Annotated in this window: 16 protein-coding genes and 1 other RNA gene; 9 read left to right on the top strand and 8 right to left on the bottom strand. The window is 72.2% G+C overall.

Features of this window, described 5'->3' with window-relative positions; translation table 11 throughout:
• Positions 1 to 10: 10 nt before the first annotated feature.
• Entirely contained in the window at positions 11 to 748 is a 738-nt protein-coding gene (locus tag OG522_RS26320) for a bifunctional DNA primase/polymerase (RefSeq protein WP_329465467.1), read from the bottom strand.
• Between the two features lie 444 nt (positions 749 to 1,192).
• Here OG522_RS26320 and ddaH point away from each other — a divergent pair, with 444 nt between their 5' ends.
• Positions 1,193 to 2,092 carry a dimethylargininase gene (ddaH, locus tag OG522_RS26310; protein ID WP_382804528.1) on the top strand — a complete coding sequence of 300 codons (900 nt, stop codon included), beginning with the start codon at positions 1,193 to 1,195 and terminating at the stop codon, positions 2,090 to 2,092.
• Here ddaH and OG522_RS26305 read toward each other — a convergent pair whose 3' ends face one another.
• Together OG522_RS26305 and OG522_RS26300 are read right to left on the bottom strand one after the other, a co-directional pair.
• Positions 2,093 to 3,115: a small ribosomal subunit Rsm22 family protein gene (locus OG522_RS26305; protein WP_329465466.1), complete on the bottom strand. Its 1,023-nt coding sequence runs from the start codon at positions 3,113 to 3,115 to the stop codon at positions 2,093 to 2,095.
• Between the two features lie 9 nt (positions 3,116 to 3,124).
• Entirely contained in the window at positions 3,125 to 4,462 is a 1,338-nt protein-coding gene (locus OG522_RS26300) for a Bcr/CflA family multidrug efflux MFS transporter (protein ID WP_329465465.1), read from the bottom strand.
• Between the two features lie 254 nt (positions 4,463 to 4,716).
• Here OG522_RS26300 and OG522_RS26295 point away from each other — a divergent pair, with 254 nt between their 5' ends.
• A complete protein-coding gene (locus OG522_RS26295) occupies positions 4,717 to 5,478 on the top strand; it encodes an SDR family oxidoreductase (protein WP_329465464.1) in 762 nt (253 codons plus the stop codon).
• Between the two features lie 301 nt (positions 5,479 to 5,779).
• Positions 5,780 to 6,658, top strand: coding sequence for a PhzF family phenazine biosynthesis protein (locus OG522_RS26290; protein ID WP_329465463.1), 879 nt, complete (start codon positions 5,780 to 5,782; stop codon positions 6,656 to 6,658).
• Positions 6,659 to 6,856: 198 nt separating this feature from the next.
• Here the strand turns inward: OG522_RS26290 and OG522_RS26285 are convergent, their stop codons facing one another.
• Positions 6,857 to 7,180 (bottom strand): nuclear transport factor 2 family protein, encoded by a 324-nt coding sequence (locus OG522_RS26285; protein ID WP_329465462.1) that lies wholly within the window; start codon positions 7,178 to 7,180, stop codon positions 6,857 to 6,859.
• 111 nt (positions 7,181 to 7,291) lie between these two features.
• Between OG522_RS26285 and OG522_RS26280 the strand changes: the two genes are divergently transcribed.
• Positions 7,292 to 7,624: a MazG-like family protein gene (locus OG522_RS26280; RefSeq protein WP_329465461.1), complete on the top strand. Its 333-nt coding sequence runs from the start codon at positions 7,292 to 7,294 to the stop codon at positions 7,622 to 7,624.
• A 190-nt stretch (positions 7,625 to 7,814) separates the two neighbouring features.
• Here the strand turns inward: OG522_RS26280 and OG522_RS26275 are convergent, their stop codons facing one another.
• Both OG522_RS26275 and OG522_RS26270 read right to left on the bottom strand, forming a co-directional pair.
• Positions 7,815 to 8,009, bottom strand: a complete 195-nt coding sequence (locus tag OG522_RS26275; RefSeq protein ID WP_329467898.1) for a hypothetical protein — start codon at positions 8,007 to 8,009, stop codon at positions 7,815 to 7,817.
• 419 nt (positions 8,010 to 8,428) lie between these two features.
• Entirely contained in the window at positions 8,429 to 9,136 is a 708-nt protein-coding gene (locus OG522_RS26270; RefSeq protein WP_329465460.1) for a GntR family transcriptional regulator, read from the bottom strand.
• A 226-nt stretch (positions 9,137 to 9,362) separates the two neighbouring features.
• Between OG522_RS26270 and OG522_RS26265 the strand changes: the two genes are divergently transcribed.
• Positions 9,363 to 10,874 carry an alkaline phosphatase family protein gene (locus OG522_RS26265; RefSeq protein WP_329465459.1) on the top strand — a complete coding sequence of 504 codons (1,512 nt, stop codon included), beginning with the start codon at positions 9,363 to 9,365 and terminating at the stop codon, positions 10,872 to 10,874.
• A 223-nt stretch (positions 10,875 to 11,097) separates the two neighbouring features.
• Here the strand turns inward: OG522_RS26265 and rnpB are convergent.
• Positions 11,098 to 11,501, bottom strand: an RNA gene (rnpB, locus tag OG522_RS26260) — RNase P RNA component class A.
• 177 nt (positions 11,502 to 11,678) lie between these two features.
• Here rnpB and OG522_RS26255 point away from each other — a divergent pair.
• Together OG522_RS26255 and OG522_RS26250 are read left to right on the top strand one after the other, a co-directional pair.
• Positions 11,679 to 12,467 (top strand): MerR family transcriptional regulator, encoded by a 789-nt coding sequence (locus OG522_RS26255; protein WP_329465458.1) that lies wholly within the window; start codon positions 11,679 to 11,681, stop codon positions 12,465 to 12,467.
• Positions 12,464 to 13,063, top strand: coding sequence for a hypothetical protein (locus OG522_RS26250; RefSeq protein WP_329465457.1), 600 nt, complete (start codon positions 12,464 to 12,466; stop codon positions 13,061 to 13,063). The genes OG522_RS26255 and OG522_RS26250 overlap by 4 nt, the downstream gene beginning before the upstream one ends.
• A 10-nt stretch (positions 13,064 to 13,073) precedes the next feature.
• On the opposite strand, the gene OG522_RS26245 is transcribed toward OG522_RS26250, so the two are convergent.
• The gene (locus OG522_RS26245) at positions 13,074 to 14,516 is read right to left on the bottom strand and encodes an RNB domain-containing ribonuclease (protein ID WP_329465456.1); all 1,443 of its coding nucleotides are present in this window, start codon (positions 14,514 to 14,516) and stop codon (positions 13,074 to 13,076) included.
• Between the two features lie 334 nt (positions 14,517 to 14,850).
• On the opposite strand from OG522_RS26245, the gene yaaA reads away from it, so the two are divergent.
• Positions 14,851 to 15,651 carry a peroxide stress protein YaaA gene (gene yaaA / locus OG522_RS26240; protein ID WP_329465455.1) on the top strand — a complete coding sequence of 267 codons (801 nt, stop codon included), beginning with the start codon at positions 14,851 to 14,853 and terminating at the stop codon, positions 15,649 to 15,651.
• A gap of 85 nt (positions 15,652 to 15,736) precedes the next feature.
• The gene (gene eda / locus OG522_RS26235; RefSeq protein WP_329465454.1) at positions 15,737 to 16,384 is read left to right on the top strand and encodes a bifunctional 4-hydroxy-2-oxoglutarate aldolase/2-dehydro-3-deoxy-phosphogluconate aldolase; all 648 of its coding nucleotides are present in this window, start codon (positions 15,737 to 15,739) and stop codon (positions 16,382 to 16,384) included.
• The last annotated feature ends 68 nt before the right edge of the window (positions 16,385 to 16,452 follow it).

Below are 16,452 nucleotides of genomic sequence, written 5' to 3'. Positions count from 1 at the left end.
CCGCCGGGGGCTACCGCCCCAGGGGCCACGCCGCGGCGTGCGAGCCAGCCGCCCCCGCATACCGCGCACACGCATCGGTCAACGCCTCAAGCAACGTCAGCGGATCCGGAAGCCCATGCTCCGGCCCCCGCACCCATCCCACCCCAAGCTCCCCCGGCAAGCGGGCCGGCGGCACCAGTACGTAACTCCCCCGGCAGTGCCACCGCAGCCCCGGATGCTCGTCCATCGTCTCGGGATGGCAGTCGAGCTCGCAGGGCCACCATTCGTCCTCGTCCTCGGGCGTACCCCGGGTCGCGGTGAAGAACAGCATCCGCCCGTGGTCCCCCTCGCCGCCGGCTTCCGCGACGGGCCCGACGTCGACCCCCTCGGAGAGGAGCCGGGCGAGCGCTTCGCGACCCGCTTCGAGCGGTACGTCGAGCACGTCGTGGACCATGCCGGTCGCGGTGATGAAGTTGGCCTCGGGCTGGCCGAGGGCCCACCGCTCGACCTGCGCGCGGTCGGTGGTGGACTGCGTCTGCCAGGCGAAGGAGACGGGGTGGCGGGCGGGCGTGGGACACCCGACCCGTTCGCAGGAACACCGGAAACCGACGGGGTACGCGGCGGGCGCCAGCGGCAGGTCGGCGGCGGCCACGGCCAGGAGCAGCTCAAGCCGGCCCTGGTCCGCGCCCGGAGCGTCCTTGGGACGCCTGCGCAGCCAGCGGGACAGTTTGCTCTCCTCGCCGCGGGAACGGCCGAACTCAGCGCCCATCTATCCCCTCACCTCACCGTTGGCCCCAACGGACTCGTCCACGATGAACATCGTCCCACCATCCTGCTCCCCGGGTGACCGCACTGGACAACCGGGGTGTGTGACATGACCCGCCCGTGACCAACGGGCAGCTCCCGGGTGATCAGTGCGGGACGGTTGTGCGCAGCACGTGGGAGACGACGCCGTACCCGTACGCAGAGGTGAGCGGCAGAGTGCGCAGCAGCCGCCGACGGGTGAGCGGACCGACGAGCAGCTCCACGGCGATGCGGGGATCGATGTCGGGGCCGAGGCGATGCGGGGATCAAGGCCGACGCCGGCGAGGGCGGCGATGTTGGAGGAGGGACGTATGACAACACAAGCGTCGTGAACGCGCGCATGAACCGGATGGCTCAGAAGAAAAAACACCCGGACGGTTCACTGCGCGCACGCCCGGCACGGCGGACCATGGGCTGCACGGGGCTGCGCGCTCGTGCGGCCCAAGTCGCCCGTGAGGAGCCCTCATTGCCTCGTATCGCCCGTGACCTCCGCACCCCGAGAACCGCCCGACCCCGGCGCTATCTGATGTGCCCACCGGCATACTTCAAGGTCACGTACTCCATCAATCCCTGGATGGATCCCGCGAAACCGGTCGACCTGCCGCTGGCCCTGGCCCAGTGGGAGGACCTGCGCGACCGCTACCGCTCGTTCGGCCACACCGTCGAGCTGCTCGAACCCCGCCCCGACCTGCCCGACATGGTCTTCGCCGCCAACGGAGCCACCGTGATCGACGGCCGGGTGCTCGGCGCCCGCTTCGCGCATCCGGAACGCGCCGCGGAGGCCGAGGCCCACCTCGACTGGTTCCGTGCCCACGGTTTCACCACCGTCCACGAGCCGTCCCACATCAACGAGGGCGAAGGCGACTTCGCCGTCACGGCCTCCTATCTGCTCGCCGGGCGCGGCTTCCGCTCCAGCCCGCTCTCGCACGACGAGGCCCAGGAGTTCTTCGGCCGCCCGGTGATCGGCCTCGACCTGGTCGACCCGCGTTACTACCACCTGGACACGGCCCTCTGCGTCCTCGACGACACGGCCGACGAGATCATGTACTACCCGCCGGCCTTCTCGCCCGGCAGCCGGGCCGTGCTGTCCAGGCTGTTCCCGCACGCCCTGATCGCCGAGGAGCCGGACGCCGCGGCGCTCGGGCTCAACGCGGTCAGCGACGGCCACCACGTCCTGCTCCCCCAGGCCGCCGCCGGCCTCTTCGAGCCGCTGCGCGCCCGCGGCTTCGAGCCGGTCGCCATGGACCTGGGCGAGCTGCTCAAGGGCGGCGGCAGTGTGAAGTGCTGTACGCAGGAACTGCGTTCCTGACTAAGGGGCGGGCTCTGCGGGGTGGGGCGGCCAGGCGTCGCCCCACCCGGCATCCCGGGCCGCGCGGTACAGAGCGCCATGGCGTTTGGTGACCGTGTCGCGGCGCAGCTGCTCCTCGGCGGTGCACAGGTCGAGCAGCACCTGGCCCTTGCGGATCTGGGGCCTGCGGATGACCCGCGCCGGGGCGGGCTCGCACGGGAACCTGGTGGCGGCGACGTAGCTGAACTTCTCGTCCTCGTACGCCAGTGAGCCCCCCTTGACCTGGCGGTGCAGGGAAGACCGGCTGACGCGGGCCGAGAAGTGGCACCAGTCGGTGCCGGGCTCGATGGGGCAGGCGGCGCTGTGCGGGCAGGGCGCGGCGATGTGGAAACCGGCCGCGATCAGCCGGTCGCGCGCCTCGATGATCCGGGCGTAGCCGTCGGGGGTGCCGGGCTCCACGATGACGACGGCGCCGGTGGCGGCGCCGGCGGCGGCGTCCACGAGGGAGCTTCGGTCGTCGGGGGTGAGCTCGTTCAGGACGTAGGAGACGGTGATGAGGTCGGCGCTGTCCAGGGTGAGCGCCGAGCCGATGCGGGCCCGTTCCCAGCGGGCGGTGCTCAGGCCGGGGAGCCCGGAGGCCTCGGCGAGCTCACGGCCGACGGCGAGCGCGGGCTCCGCCCAGTCCAGGACGGTGGTGACGACGGGCCCGCCGGTTTCGTCCTGCCAGGCCTCGGCGACCGCCCAGCTCGCAGCGCCAGTGCCGCCGCCGATGTCGGTGTGGGTGGCCGGGGTCCACTCGCCGGCCGCGTCCCGGAACGCGTCGAGGGCGGAGCGCACCGCCTCGAAGGTGGCGGGCATCCGGTACGCGGCGTAGGCGGCGACGTCGGAGCGGTCCCGCAGCACCGGGGCGTGGGTGGGGACGACGCCGCGGTAGTGGCCGATCAGCCGGTCGACGGCGCCCGCGGCCTGTGAGGGCGGCAGCCCGTCGAGCAGCCCGGCCAGGGCCGAACGCAGGGCTTCCGGAAAGGGGAGGGAGTGGTTCACCGGGCGAGTCTACTTTTGCGGCGCCCCGGCGAGGGACGCCGAGGTGAGGGGGTCCGAGGTGAGGGGGTCCGTCTTGCGCTGCCAGGGCCGGCACAGCAGCAGGAAGCAGAGCAGGGCCGCGACGGCCGATGCGAGCTGGACGACCGCCATGGGCACGGCGGTCGCCTCTCCCGCGATGCCGACCAGCGGCGAGGCGATCGCGCCGATCAGGAAGGAGGAGGTGCCGAGCAGGGCGGACGCGGAGCCGGCGGCGTTCGGGGTGCGCATCAGGGCCTGGGCGTTGGTGTTCGGCATGGCCAGACCCATCGCGGACATCAGCACGAAAAGACCGGCCGCGACCGGCGCGAGCCCGACGTGGCCGAACACCCCGGAGGTCATGAGGAGCAGCGCCGTCGCCGCCAGGATGATGACGACCAGACCGAAACCGAGCGCCTTGTCCAGGCTGACCCGGCCTATGAGGAGCTTGCCGTTGATCTGGCCGACGGCGACCAGGCCGACGGAGTTCAGTCCGAACAGCAGGGAGAAGGTCTGCGGGGAGGCGCCGTAGATCTCCTGCACGACGTACGGGGAGGCCGAGATGTAGGCGAACAGGGCGGCGAAGGCCAGACCGCCCGCGAGCATGTAGCCGGTGAAGACCCGGTCCCTGAGCAGGCCGCCCATGGTCCGCAGGGCCTCGCCGACACCGCCCGGGTGCCGCCGGTCCACCGGCAGTGTCTCGTGCAGCCACTTCCAGACCACCGCGGTCAGGAGCACACCGATCACGGTCAGTACGGCGAAGACGCCGCGCCAGTCGGTCAGGCGCAGCACCTGCCCGCCGATCAGCGGCGCCACCACGGGGGCGACGCCGGAGATCAACATCAGGGTGGAGAAGAAGCGCGCCATCTCCACCCCGTCGTACAGATCGCGCACCACGGCGCGGGCGATCACGATGCCGGCGGCCCCGGCCAGGCCCTGCAACAGGCGGAAGGCGACGAGCAGTTGGACGTCGGGAGCGAACGCGCAGACCGCGGTCGCGACGACGTACACGACCATGCCGATGAGCAGGGGGCGGCGGCGTCCCCACTTGTCGCTCATCGGCCCGACGACGAGCTGGCCGAGCGCCATGCCGGCGAGGCAGGCCGTGAGGGTGAGCTGAACGGTCGCGGCGGGCGAGCGCAGCTCCTCGGTGACCTCGGGCAGCGCCGGGAGGTACATGTCCATGGAGAGCGGGGGAAGCGCGCTGAGTCCGCCGAGCACCAGGGTGACCAGAAGGCCGGTGCGGCGAACGGCGACGCCACCGGGGACGGCCTCGGTAGCCGCCCTGGTCGATATGTGGCCCTGGGTGTCCTGGCCCCCGCGCTCCGGCATCGTTTTCTCTCCTGAAGGTGGAATCGAACAACCATGCTCTCAGCCCGCCCCGGCTGTGGGGACCACTCGGGACGGCCCGGAATGGAGGCACCGGTCACATCCAGCGCGCGGGGGCTAGCCGCGGTCGGGCCACAGTGGCGCACGGGCGCTACCCACACCCGGGCCACCCGGCCCGCCCGGCCGTGCCGGTACGCGGCTCCCATATGGCGGACGGGCGGTTTCGCGGGGGCCTCTCTCCCGTACGCTCCGGGCTCATGGACGTGACCTCGCAGAAGTCTGCCGTCGTGACCGGTGCCGGGTCCGGCATCGGCCGTTCCGTGGCGCTGGTGCTGGCCGGGGCGGGCTGGTCGGTGACCCTGGCCGGACGCCGCGCCGAGGCCCTTGAGGAGACCGCTGCGCTGGCCGGCCCGGACGCCGAGGTGCTGTGCTTCCGTACGGACGTGACCTCGCCGGAGGAGGTCGGCGCGCTGTTCGGCGCGGCGCGGGCGGCGCACGGCCGGGTGGACCTGCTGTTCAACAACGCCGGGACGTTCGGGCCCGGCGGGGTGCCCGTGGAGGACCTGTCGTACGAAGCGTGGCGCGCGGTGGTCGAGGTGAATCTGAACGGGGCGTTCCTGTGTGCGCAGGCGGCGTTCCGGGCGATGAAGGAACAGTCCCCGCAGGGCGGCCGGATCATCAACAACGGGTCGATCTCGGCGCACGCCCCGCGGCCGAACTCGGTGGCCTACACCGCCACGAAGCACGCCATGACCGGGCTGACCAAGTCGCTGTCCCTGGACGGACGGCCCTACCGGATCGCGGTGGGGCAGATCGACATCGGCAACGCGGCGACGGAGATGACGCAGCGCATGCAGACCGGAATCCCGCAGGCCAATGGGGAGTTGGCGGTGGAGCCCGTGATGGATGCGCAGGACGTGGCGCGGACGGTGCTGCACATGGCCGAGCTGCCGCTGGAGGCGAACATCCAGTTCGCCACGGTGCTGGCGACGGCGATGCCGTACATCGGACGGGGCTGAGGCCGCGCCCGGCGGGGCCGCCGGGATGGGGCGCCGGGATGGGCCGCCGGGCGGAGTCGCCAGGGGGGCGCCGCCGAATGGGGCCGCCGGGATAGGCCGCCAAGTGGGCCGCCAGGTGAAGCCGCCGAGTAGGGCCTCTGGGCGACGGCGCCGAGTAGGGCCGCCGGGTGAGCCGCCGGCGGGGCCGCCAGGGTGGGCCGCCGGGGTGGGCCGCCGGGGCTGGATTCGCTGTCCCCCGGCTCGCGCGCGACCGTGGCCGGCGGCCTGGAATAGCCGCTCCAGCAGTGGAGTTGGGGTGACCATGACCATTGATGTGCAGACCGAGGTCCTTCACTACACCGCGTTCTCCAGCGATCCCGCCGGGGGCAACCCCGCCGGGGTCGTCCTGGACGCGTCCGGGCTCGACGACAGCGCGATGCTGGCGATCGCCGCGCGCCTCGGATACAGCGAGTCGGCGTTCCTGACGCCCCCGCCGGAGGGGCTCGGGGAGCCCGGACGGGCGTTCACGCTGCGGTACTTCAGCCCGAAGGCGGAGGTTCCGTTCTGCGGGCACGCCACCGTGGCGACCGCGATCGCGCTGGGCGAGCGGATCGGCACCGGGGAGCTGACGTTCGCGACGGCCGCCGGTACGGTCCCGGTGACCGTCGCCGAGGACCCGGCGACGGGCGGTCTGCGCGCCACCCTGACCAGCGTCGAGCCGCACTCCGAAGCGGTCGAGGACAAGGATCTCGCCGAGGCGCTGGCGGCCCTGGACTGGCCGGCCGAGGCGCTCGACCCTGCGATCGCACCCGGCATCGCCTTCGCCGGGGCCCGCCACCTCGTGCTGGCCGCCGGCACACGGGAGCGCCTCGCCGACCTCTCGTACGACTTCGACCGACTCGCGGCGCTGATGCACCGGCTCGACCTCACCACCGTCCAACTGGTGTGGCGCGCCTCGGAGTTGGTCTTCCACGTGCGTGACCCGTTCCCGGTCGGCGGGGTGGTGGAGGACCCGGCGACGGGCGCCGCGGCCGCCGCGTTCGGGGCGTACGCACGGGAGTTGGGCCTGGTCGCCGAGGAGTCGGAGCTGACGCTCCATCAGGGCGAGGACCTGGGCCGCCCCGGTGTGCTCACGGTGACCCTGCACGCCGGCGACGCCCGCGTGCGGGTGAGCGGCACCGGGGCGCGCATCCCGGCGTGACCGGGGGTCCGCATCCCCGCGTGACCCGGCGGACCGGGGCCCACATCCCAACGTGGCCCGGGGCCGGGGCCGAAGCTCAGGCCCTGCCCCGGCTCGAAGCGCCCGACCTCCCCACCGCGAACCGGGACCTGGACCGGCAATCACGCCCGCCCCCGCTCGAAACGGCTAGCTTTCCCACCGGAGCCAGCACCCGCAGGGTCAGGCCTGGCCGGTCTCGAAGCGGCTGACCTTTCCGCCGTCGACGGTGAAGCGCCAAGCGGTGCGCATCTCGCCCCAGGTGTCGTTGCGGTAGTTGGCGACCAGGCCGAGTCCGTCGTGCGTCTGCTTCTCGATGTCCATGTGACCGCCCGACGAGAAGATCTCGCGCTCGGTCCAGTCGGCGGCGTCGCGGTCCGCACCGTCGTCCGACATGGTGGCGCCGGGCGTGAGAGTGGCGGTGAACGCCTGGCGGTCACCGGCGTTGAGCGCGCCGACGAAGGCCCGTACGGCTGGGTCGGTCAGCTTGTCGAGGGCGATGGTCACGGTCTCTCCCGATCAGTCCGGAGGTGTCGTACGGAACGATTCCCCCCACGACACCGCAGCCCGGCGGCCCTCGCCACCCGTGCGGGGCCGGGTGATGACACCGTGGGGCACATGGACGACTCCACCTGGAACTCCCCCTGGCCCACCGTCACCGCCCTGCACGCCTGGCTCACCGAGCAGAGCCCGGTGTCACCCGAGCAGCAGACGCTGCTGCGGATGCTGAAGCTGTCGGAGGAGGTGGGCGAGGTCGCCGAGGCCGTCATCGGCGCCACCGGCCAGAACCCCCGCAAGGGCGTCTCGCACAGCTGGCAGGACGTCCAGTCCGAACTGTGCGACGTCATCGTCACCGCGATGGTCGCCCTGACCACCCTCACCCCGGATGCGGCCCGTGTCTTCGACGCGCATCTGAAGGGGGTGGCCGCGCGTTCGCTCAGCAGCGACTGAGCGCTGCGCGGGACGTGGCGTCCGTCGGCCGCGGACGGCGGCGCCGCACTGTGGCACAGCCCCGCGGCCCACTCTCGTCGCCGCGCCGTCGCGGTGCAGCCCCTCCCGGTCCGCGCAGCCCGTCCGTACGGCGACCAGGCAGCCGCCCAGGAGGAGCCACCGGACGGGGCGCCGGGCGCCCCCGGCGTGCTCAGCCAAGCTGCCCGAGCATGCCGGTGACGGAGTTGAGCGCGCTGTGCAGCGAGGGGGCGACCGCCGTATCGGCGAGATAGAAACCGAACCCGGCGCAGATGAGCGCGTGGGAGAGCTTGGTGCCGCCTTTGCGGCAGAGGAAGAAGGCGCCCGCTGCGAGCGCCAGCATCACGGGAAAGTGCAGTGAGGGCACGGCTTATCACCTCGTGTTCCCCGAGTCCGACTGTGCGGCACTTGAGAGGGTGCCCCGCCGCGACGGGCGGCGCGGGCTTCCGCCTCAGTACCGCAGATCACGCTACGACCGCCGTCGGCTTTCCGCCACACGGACGATGACCGCATGGTTGCGTACGGTGATGCGGCAGGTGGCTCATGCCCAGAGCCGGGCAGCGAGGCGCCCCGGCGCGACCCGGGGCGTAAGGCCCGCCCATGAAACCGAGCCAGTCGTGGCTCAGGGCGCAAGGCCCACCACGAAACCGAACCGGTCACCGCCCAGGACGCAAGGCCCACCACGAAACCGAACCGGTCACCGCCCAGGACGCAAGGCCCACCACGAAACCGAACCGGTCACCGCCCAGGACGCAAGGGCCGCCACGAAACCGAACCGGTCGCGACTCACGGCGTAAGGCGGGCCGTGAAGCTGAACCGGTCGCCGCGGAAGAGCGAGCGTACGCACTCGACAGGCGTGCCGTGCGCGTCCTTGGTGACGCGGTTCATGAGCAGCATCGGCAGCGCGGGGCTCGTGCCGATCAGCCGCGTCTCGCGCGGGGACGCCAGCACCGTCTCGATGCGTTCGTCGGCCTCGGCGAGCAGCACGCCGGTCGCGGCCAGGTAGCGGTAGAGGGAGGTGGCGGGGTCGAACTCGGCGAGCAGGGTGGGGAACCGGTCCACCGGCAGGTGGGTGCATTCCAGGCCGACCCGAACGCCGTCCGCGAGCAGCAGCCGCTCCAGGCGCAGAACGGCGGAGCCGGACCCGATGGCGAGCCCGGTGGCCACCAGATCGTCAGCCGGTACCTCCTCGAAGGCCACGACCTGGCGGCCCGGTTCGAGGCCCTGTTGGCGAACTCCCTCGGTGTAGCTGGCCAGTTGGAGTGGCTGCACCAGTTTGGGTCCGGCGACGACGGTGGAGCGTCCGCGTCGTTCCACCCGTCCTTCGAGGCGCAGTTCCCTGATGGCCAGCCGAACGGTGGTGCGCGAGACGGCGAACCGTTCCGCGAGTTCTCGCTCGGTGGGCAGGACCGTGCCTTGGCCCAGCCCGCCGAGCAGGGCCGTGACCCGCATCTTCACCTGGAAGTACTTGGGCAGGCCGACCGCTTCTTTCACCCGTCCGAGCCTAGTCGAAGCGCGCCGGGAGCCGCCGTTCGCCTGCTCGTCGCCTGCCGAGCAACTCCCCGTTCATTGGGGGCCGTTCACCGCGACCACCCTTACCTTGTTTGGGCTAGCCCAATTGCTCGGACAGCGCCTCCCCCCATCGCGTCAGGAGAGAGCAATGCATCTGCGTACCCCGAGACCGAGGCTTCGTCGTGGCCGGGTCCTTGTTCTGTCGGCCGTGCTGCTCAGCGTGGCGGGCTTCGCCACGGTCACCGCACCGGCGTACGCCGACCAGGCCTCCGCGCCCTCGGCCCTGAACCGCACGACCGCCGCTCCGGCCGCCAGCGGCAATCTGCTGGTCGACCCGGGCGGCGAGTCGGCCGCCATCTGTTCGCCCAACGGGCTCGACGGCATGACCATGCCCGGCTGGACCATCACCGGCGGCGAGCCCAACGCGGTCTGTTACGGAGCCGCCGGCGGCTACCCCACCACCGCCACCCCCGGATCGCCCACCCGGGGCAAGGCGTTCTTCGCCGGCGGAGCGACCGGCAATTCCGCGCTGAGCCAGAGCGTCGACGTCTCGTCGGCCGCCTCGGCGATCGACGCGGGCGGCGTCGGCTACAACCTGTCGGGCTGGCTCGGCGGTTACGCCTCACAGAACGACCGCGTCGCGCTGAGCGGCACCTTCCTCGACAGCGGCGGCAACACCCTCGGCAGCACCGCTCTCGGCCCGGTGACCAACACCAACCGCGGCAACACCACGGAGTTCCTCCAGAAGACCGGCACCGGCACCCTGCCCGTCGGTACCCGCTCCATCAAGGTCGCGCTCGCCTTCACGTGGTCCGCGGGCAGCACCACCGACGGCTACGCCGACGACCTCTCCCTCACTCTGTCGGCCGCCGTGCCGACCCCCGCTCTCACCGCACCGCCGTCCTCCGTGCCCGGGTACGACCACGTCTTCGTCGTCTACATGGAGAACGAGAACTACGAGAACATCATCGGCAACACCTCGCAGGCGCCGTACATCAACAGCCTCGCGAGCGCGAACTCGGTGCTCTCGCAGTCGTACGCCACGACCCACCCCAGCGACCCGAACTACGTGGCGCTGGCCGCGGGCGGCCTGTACGGGCTGACCGACAACTCCGTCGGCACCACGACGATCGACGCACCCCACCTGGGCAACAGCGTCGAGGCCGCGGGCAAGACCTGGAAGTCCTACGTCCAGAACATGCCGAGCAACTGCTACACCCAGAGCAGCGGCAACTACTCGCCGGACGACACGCCGTTCTACTACTTCAAGGACATGAAGACGGACAACGCCTACTGCCAGGCGCACTTCCAGCCGCAGACCAGCATGGTCGAAGACCTCAAGTCCACTGCCGGCACACCCAACTTCGTGTGGTTCGCCGCGGACGGCTGCAACGACATGGAGGGCTGCGGGATCACCGCGGGTGACAACTACCTGAAGGCGACGCTGCCGACCATCTTCAACTCGCCGGCCTGGACCCAGCAGCGCTCCCTGCTCGTCCTCACCTGGGACGAAGGAGCGACCAAGGCGTTCGGCCCCGGCTACCCCAACCGCGTACCCACCATCCTGGTGGGCTCTCAGAACTCGGTGAAGACCGGCTACCAGTCCAGCCAGCGCACCGACCAGTACGGCCTGCTGCGCACCGTCGACAACGCGCTCGGTCTGACCCCGCTGACCAACAACGACCGCTACGCCGCCACGGTGAACGACACCTGGAAGTAGACCGCAAGAGCCCCCAAGAGACCTCAAGGCCAAGGGCCCCGTACGCCGCCGAACCAGCGGCGTACGGGGCCCATCTCCGGGCGCGCGCGAACGGCCGGGGGGCTCCCCGAAATCTCCCCACCAACGATCCGGACCAAGCGATCCGGACCAAGAAACAGCGATTCGGATCAAGGAATTCCGATCAAGGAATACGGAGAGAACCCCCAGGTCAGAAACCTAGGGGCAGACGAGTCGGGCTGTACGCCGGGTTCTGTGCCCCGGGACCTCGCGGTCGTCGGGGCGACGGCCATCCATCTAGGACCGGCGTTGCCGCCGGCCTCGTGCGGTCTACCCGCGGACTCGGGCAGGCTGCCCTCGAACGTCCGCGCAGAGCCGCGTTTTACCGCGGCTCCTCTTGACCTTGCTCCGGGTGGGGTTTACCTAGCCACCTGAGTCACCTCAGGCGCTGGTGGTCTCTTACACCACCGTTTCACCCTTACCAGGGACCGAGATCCCTGGCGGTCTGTTTTCTGTGGCACTGTCCCGCGGGTCACCCCGGGTGGGCGTTACCCACCACCCTGCCTTGTGGAGCCCGGACGTTCCTCGGGAAGATCCTGAGGATCTCCACGCGGCCGTCCGCCCGGCTCGTCTGCCGTGTCGACCATGCTACCCGGCGTACGGAGGCCACGAGGCCCCGGCATCGGCGGCACCCGCGGCCCCGGGACGGCACCTCCCACGAGGTCGCGGCACCGCGCCCGCGGACCGGCGGCGGCGCGTCCCGGAGCGGGTTGACCTTGCCGTAGCGTCAGGGTTTCTACTGAGGGCATGCGGATCTCGGAGATCGCCGCGCTGGTGGGGGTGACCACGCGGGCCGTCAGGCACTACCACCACCTCGGGCTGCTGCCGGAACCCGCCCGGCTGGCGAACGGCTACCGGCAGTACTCGGCGCGCGACGCCATTGAGCTCGCCCGCATCCGGCGGCTGACCGAACTGGGGCTCGGCCTCGACGAGGTGCGGGACGTGATCGCCGACGACGCCGGGCGCGAACTGGCCGAAGTGCTGGCCGAGTTGGACGCGGACCTGGCACGCCAGGAGGCGGAGATCCGTGCCCGCAGGGCCCAGCTCGCCGCCCTGCTCGCCCGAGCCGACGACGGCAGGCTCACGACCGACGACGAGCTCTCCCCCGAACTGGCCGACCTCTTCGCCCAGTGGGGCGTGCGGGAGACCGGTTCGGCGATGGCTGCCAAGGACCGGGAGCTGCTCGCCTTCCTGGAGACCGTCGCGGGCCCCGGGGAGCGGGCCCGGCTGATGACCGCCATGCGCGCCGCGGCCGCCGCCCCGGGGGCCGCCGAGCGGGCGCACGAGGTGTACGCGCTCCTTGACGGACTGGCGGACGCCGATCCGGCCGACCCCCGCGTGGAGGCGGCGGCGCGGGCGCTCGCCGACTGCCTTCCGCCCGAGCTGGCGATGGAGCTCGGCGAGGGCGCGGGCCCCGCGGCGGAGGCCGACAGCGGATTCATGAAGGCTTTCTTCGCCGACTTCGCGCCCGCTCAGGCCGAGGCGCTGCGACAGGCGATGCGGAGAGTCACGGAGAAGGGACGGACAGGGGAATGAGACTGGGCTTCATACCGGCCGCGCTGCGCCGACTGGCCGTGCACGAGCTGCGGGTGTTCGCGGGCTTCGGGCTGTGGATCACCCGGCGGCGCCATCAAGTGCGGTCGGCGGACCGGGCGTTCGGGTACGCCGGCCCGCAGGCCGCCACCGTGTACGGGCTCACCTTCGTGTGCGTGGTCGAAACCGTCGGGGTGTCGTTCATGGTGCGCGACTGGCCCACCGTGCACGCGGTGCTGCTCGTCTTCGACCTCTATACGGTCCTCCTCGTGCTCGGCATGCAGGCCGCCGCCGTGACCCGGCCGCACGTGCTGAGCGAGGACACCCTGCGCCTGCGCCGCGGCGCCCAGGTGGACCTGACGATCCCGCTGGCCCACATCACCTCCGTACGCAAGGAACTGCGCTTCCCGGACGGGAAGGCGACGCCGGAGGAGGTCCTCGACCTGTCGGTCGGCTCGCAGACCTCCCTGACGGTGGAGCTGGCCGAGCCCGTCACCCACGTACGGCTTCTGGGCAAGCGGCAGCAGGTGCGGATCGTGCGCTTCCACGCGGACGAGGCCGGGGAGCTGGTGACGGCGCTGCGGGCGGTGGTCGCCTAGCGCGGAGCACTCAGGCGGGGGCGAACAGCACCTTCGCGGTGCCCGGGTCGGCCTGGGTGAGGCGGACCCTCAGGCGCTCACCGAGCGGGAGCGGCCGGTCGCCCCCTTCGATGCGGGCGGCCACGGCCGGGTCCGTCAAGTGGACGGTTCCCACGGCCGGTTCCTGCTCCTTCACGTCCACGACGGTCGCGTCGAACAGCTCGCCCACCCGGTCCTTGAGCAGCGCCGCCTCCACGATGTCGACGCATTCGCGCTCCACGGTGTTGGCCCGGCTCGTGCCCTGGGCCATCTCCTTGGGGAGCTCGTCGAGCGCGGCCGCCACCCAGTCGGGCGGGTCCTGGCCCGCCACCGCCGCCAGGCACAGCTCGCCCGCGTAGCGGTCCACGAGGCGGCGCAGCGGGGCCGTGCAGTGCGTGTACGCGGCGGCCACCGCGGCGTGGACGGCGAGCTGCGGCGCCGCGCCGCCGCGGAACACGGTGTACCCGGCGCCGCGCAGCAAGGTCGTGCATTCCTGGAGGAAGGCGGCGTGGTTCGGCTCGCGTGGATCGAGGGAGCGTACGACCGAGGCGTACGGCACGTGGTGCGGCCAGTCGATGTGCAGCGCCTTCGCCGAGCGGCGCAGCCGCGCCACCGCGCCGTCCGGGGCGCTGGGCAGGGTGCGCAGGATGCCGGTCCCGTGGGCCAGCATCAGCTCGGCGGCGGCCATGCCGGTGAGCAGGGAGATCTGGGCGTTCCAGCCGTCGGCGGCCAGCGGGGCTCGGTAGCTGAGGTCGTAGCGCTGATCGTGCTCGACGATCTCCTGCTCGGGGACGTTGAGGGAGATGCCGCCGCGGGCGACCTCCTGCTGCTCGCGCAGGGTGCCGATGTCGCGAAGGAGAGCGAGGGATTCGGGCGCGGTGCCCGCGTCGATCTGCTTCTGCACCCCTTCGTAGTCGAGCTTGGCGCGGCTGCGGACGAGGGCGCGGCGGACGTCGGTGGCGGTGATCGCGCCGTCCGCGTCCAGGTCGATCCGCCACAGCAGGGCGGGGCGGTCCTGGCCGGGGAGCAGGCTCGCGGCGCCCTCGGAGAGGAGGGCGGGATGCAGCGGGACCTTCTCGTCGGGGAAGTAGAGGGTGGTCACCCGGCGGTGGGCCTCGGCGTCCAGCGCGCCGCCCGGGGTGACGAACGCGGCGACGTCGGCGATGGCGTAGTGCACCCGGTGGCCGCCGCCCGCCCGGCGCTCCAGGTACATGGCCTGGTCGAGGTCGGTGGAGGTGGGTGGATCGATGGTGAAGAAGTCGATGCCGGTCGCGTCGTACGCGGGCAGGCGTGGCGCGGCGGCCACCCGCTCCGCCTCGGCGGTGACGGCGGCCGGGAAGCCGTCGGGGACGTCCAGCGTCGTACGCAGTGCACGCAGAGCGGCGCGCAGCGGGGCCTCTGCTGCGCCGGTCACGTGGAGGTGGCGGCGGGGCATGCCACTGAGCGTAGGGCTGAGCAGGGTGCTGAGCACGTTTTCCCGCCCGCCCACCCCTTCGACGGCGTTGGACGGTGCGCCCCCAAAGCCCCTGGGGCTGCGCCCCCAGACCCCCGTCGTCGTCCGCGGAGCGTGCTCCGGGAACGCTTGAGGCGCTGGTCGGCAAAAATCCAGCCCCTCCGGCGTTTGAGGAGCCGGGTTCGGGGCGGAGCCCCGAGCGGTGCCGGGCGGCTGCCCGGTGCTGGGAAGGCCTGGCCGGGTCAAGCCGAGCGCAGCGTTACGCTGGCGCGGGGGCCGCACCCCCTCCCCCGTACGTACATGAAGGAGAATCGCCGTGCTGGTGCTGTTGCCGCCCTCCGAAGGCAAGGCCGCTTCGGGGCGCGGGGCGCCCCTGAAGGCGGATTCGCTCTCGCTCCCGGGGCTCGCGGAGGCACGCGCGGCCGTGCTCGACGAACTCGTCGAGCTCTGCATGGCCGACGAGGACAAGGCCCGCGAAGTACTCGGCCTCAGCGAGGGCCTGCGCGGCGAGGTCGCCAAGAATGCCGCGCTGCGCACCGCCGGCACCCGTCCGGCCGGCGAGATCTACACCGGCGTCCTGTACGACGCCCTCGAACTCGCCTCCCTCGACCCCGCCGCCAAGCGCCGCGCCGCGCGGTCACTGCTGGTGTTCTCGGGGCTGTGGGGCGCCGTGCACACCGGTGACCGGATTCCCTCCTACCGCTGCTCGATGGGCGTGAAGCTGCCCGGTCTGGGTGCGCTCGGGGCGTACTGGCGGAGCGTGATGGAGCCGGTCATGACACAGGCCGCGGGCGAGGGCCTCGTGCTCGACCTGCGGTCCTCCGCGTACGCCGCCGCCTGGAAGCCGAAGGGCGCGGTCGCGGGCCGCACGGCCACGGTGCGGGTGCTGCATTCCCAGCTGGTCGACGGGGTGGAGAAGCGTTCGGTCGTCAGCCACTTCAACAAGGCGACGAAGGGGCGGCTGGTACGCGATCTGCTCACCACCGGAGCCGCCCCGGCCGACCCGGCCGGACTCGTGGAGGCCCTGCGCGACCTCGGCTACGTCGTGGAGGCCGCGCCCCCCGCCAAGCCGGGCCGCGCCTGGTCGCTGGACGTGGTGGTGACCCAGATCCACTGACCCGCCAGGTCCATGTGGACAGCATCGCGTTGCAACATACGCAACGATCGTTGCATGTACCGCACCCCGTCGGCAGGATGGGCGCATGACGCCTCCCCCGGCCCCCTCCCCCCTGCCCATCTCGGTCCTGGACCTCGCCCCCGTCCTCCCCGTCGTGGTGATCGACAAAGCCGCGGACGCGGTGCCGCTCGCGCGGGCGCTGGTCGCGGGCGGGCTGCCGGCGATCGAGGTAACCCTGCGGACGCCGGCCGCGCTGGACGCGATCAGGGCCATCGCGGCAGAGGTCCCGGACGCGGTGGTGGGCGCGGGCACGGTCATCACCCCCGCCGCAGTGGCCGACGCGGTGGCCGCCGGGGCCCGCTTCCTGGTGAGCCCCGGGTGGTCCCCGGCGCTGCTCGCGGCGATGACGGCGGCCGGGATGCCGTTCCTGCCCGGGGTCTCGACCGCCTCGGAGGTCGTGGCGCTGCTCGAACAGGGCGTGCGGGAGATGAAGTTCTTCCCGGCGGAGGCCGCCGGCGGCACGCCCTACCTGAAGTCCCTCGCGGCCCCTCTCCCGCAGGCCCGCTTCTGCCCCACCGGCGGCATCACCCCGGCGGCTGCCCCCTCCTACCTGGCGCTGCCGAACGTGGGCTGCGTGGGCGGCACTTGGATGCTCCCGCCCGACGCGATCGCCTCCGGCGACTGGCCCCGGGTGCGGGCCCTGGCACACGAGGCCGCACGCTTGCGACCCTGACACCGGCCGCTCCCGGGGCTCGCCCCCCGGAACGGACGGAGGGGCGAGCGGGAAGGCGGCCTCCCTCA

It is taken from the genome of Streptomyces sp. NBC_01431, from assembly GCF_036231355.1.
GTDB lineage: Bacteria > Actinomycetota > Actinomycetes > Streptomycetales > Streptomycetaceae > Streptomyces.
Note: the sequence above shows the minus strand (reverse complement) of the source record. Positions and strands in the feature narration are given on the sequence as shown.

What these genes read in the sequence shown, in the direction of transcription:
- ddaH (WP_382804528.1), top strand. Translation starts at nt 1,193, where the DNA reads ATGGGCTGCACGGGGCTGCGCGCTCGTGCGGCCCAAGTCGCCCGTGAG.
- OG522_RS26295 (WP_329465464.1), top strand. Translation starts at nt 4,717, where the DNA reads ATGGACGTGACCTCGCAGAAGTCTGCCGTCGTGACCGGTGCCGGGTCC.
- eda (WP_329465454.1), top strand. Translation starts at nt 15,737, where the DNA reads ATGACGCCTCCCCCGGCCCCCTCCCCCCTGCCCATCTCGGTCCTGGAC.
- OG522_RS26255 (WP_329465458.1), top strand. Translation starts at nt 11,679, where the DNA reads ATGCGGATCTCGGAGATCGCCGCGCTGGTGGGGGTGACCACGCGGGCC.
- OG522_RS26290 (WP_329465463.1), top strand. Translation starts at nt 5,780, where the DNA reads ATGACCATTGATGTGCAGACCGAGGTCCTTCACTACACCGCGTTCTCC.
- OG522_RS26300 (WP_329465465.1), bottom strand. Translation starts at nt 4,462, where the DNA reads ATGCCGGAGCGCGGGGGCCAGGACACCCAGGGCCACATATCGACCAGG.
- OG522_RS26250 (WP_329465457.1), top strand. Translation starts at nt 12,464, where the DNA reads ATGAGACTGGGCTTCATACCGGCCGCGCTGCGCCGACTGGCCGTGCAC.
- OG522_RS26320 (WP_329465467.1), bottom strand. Translation starts at nt 748, where the DNA reads ATGGGCGCTGAGTTCGGCCGTTCCCGCGGCGAGGAGAGCAAACTGTCC.
- OG522_RS26245 (WP_329465456.1), bottom strand. Translation starts at nt 14,516, where the DNA reads ATGCCCCGCCGCCACCTCCACGTGACCGGCGCAGCAGAGGCCCCGCTG.
- OG522_RS26280 (WP_329465461.1), top strand. Translation starts at nt 7,292, where the DNA reads ATGGACGACTCCACCTGGAACTCCCCCTGGCCCACCGTCACCGCCCTG.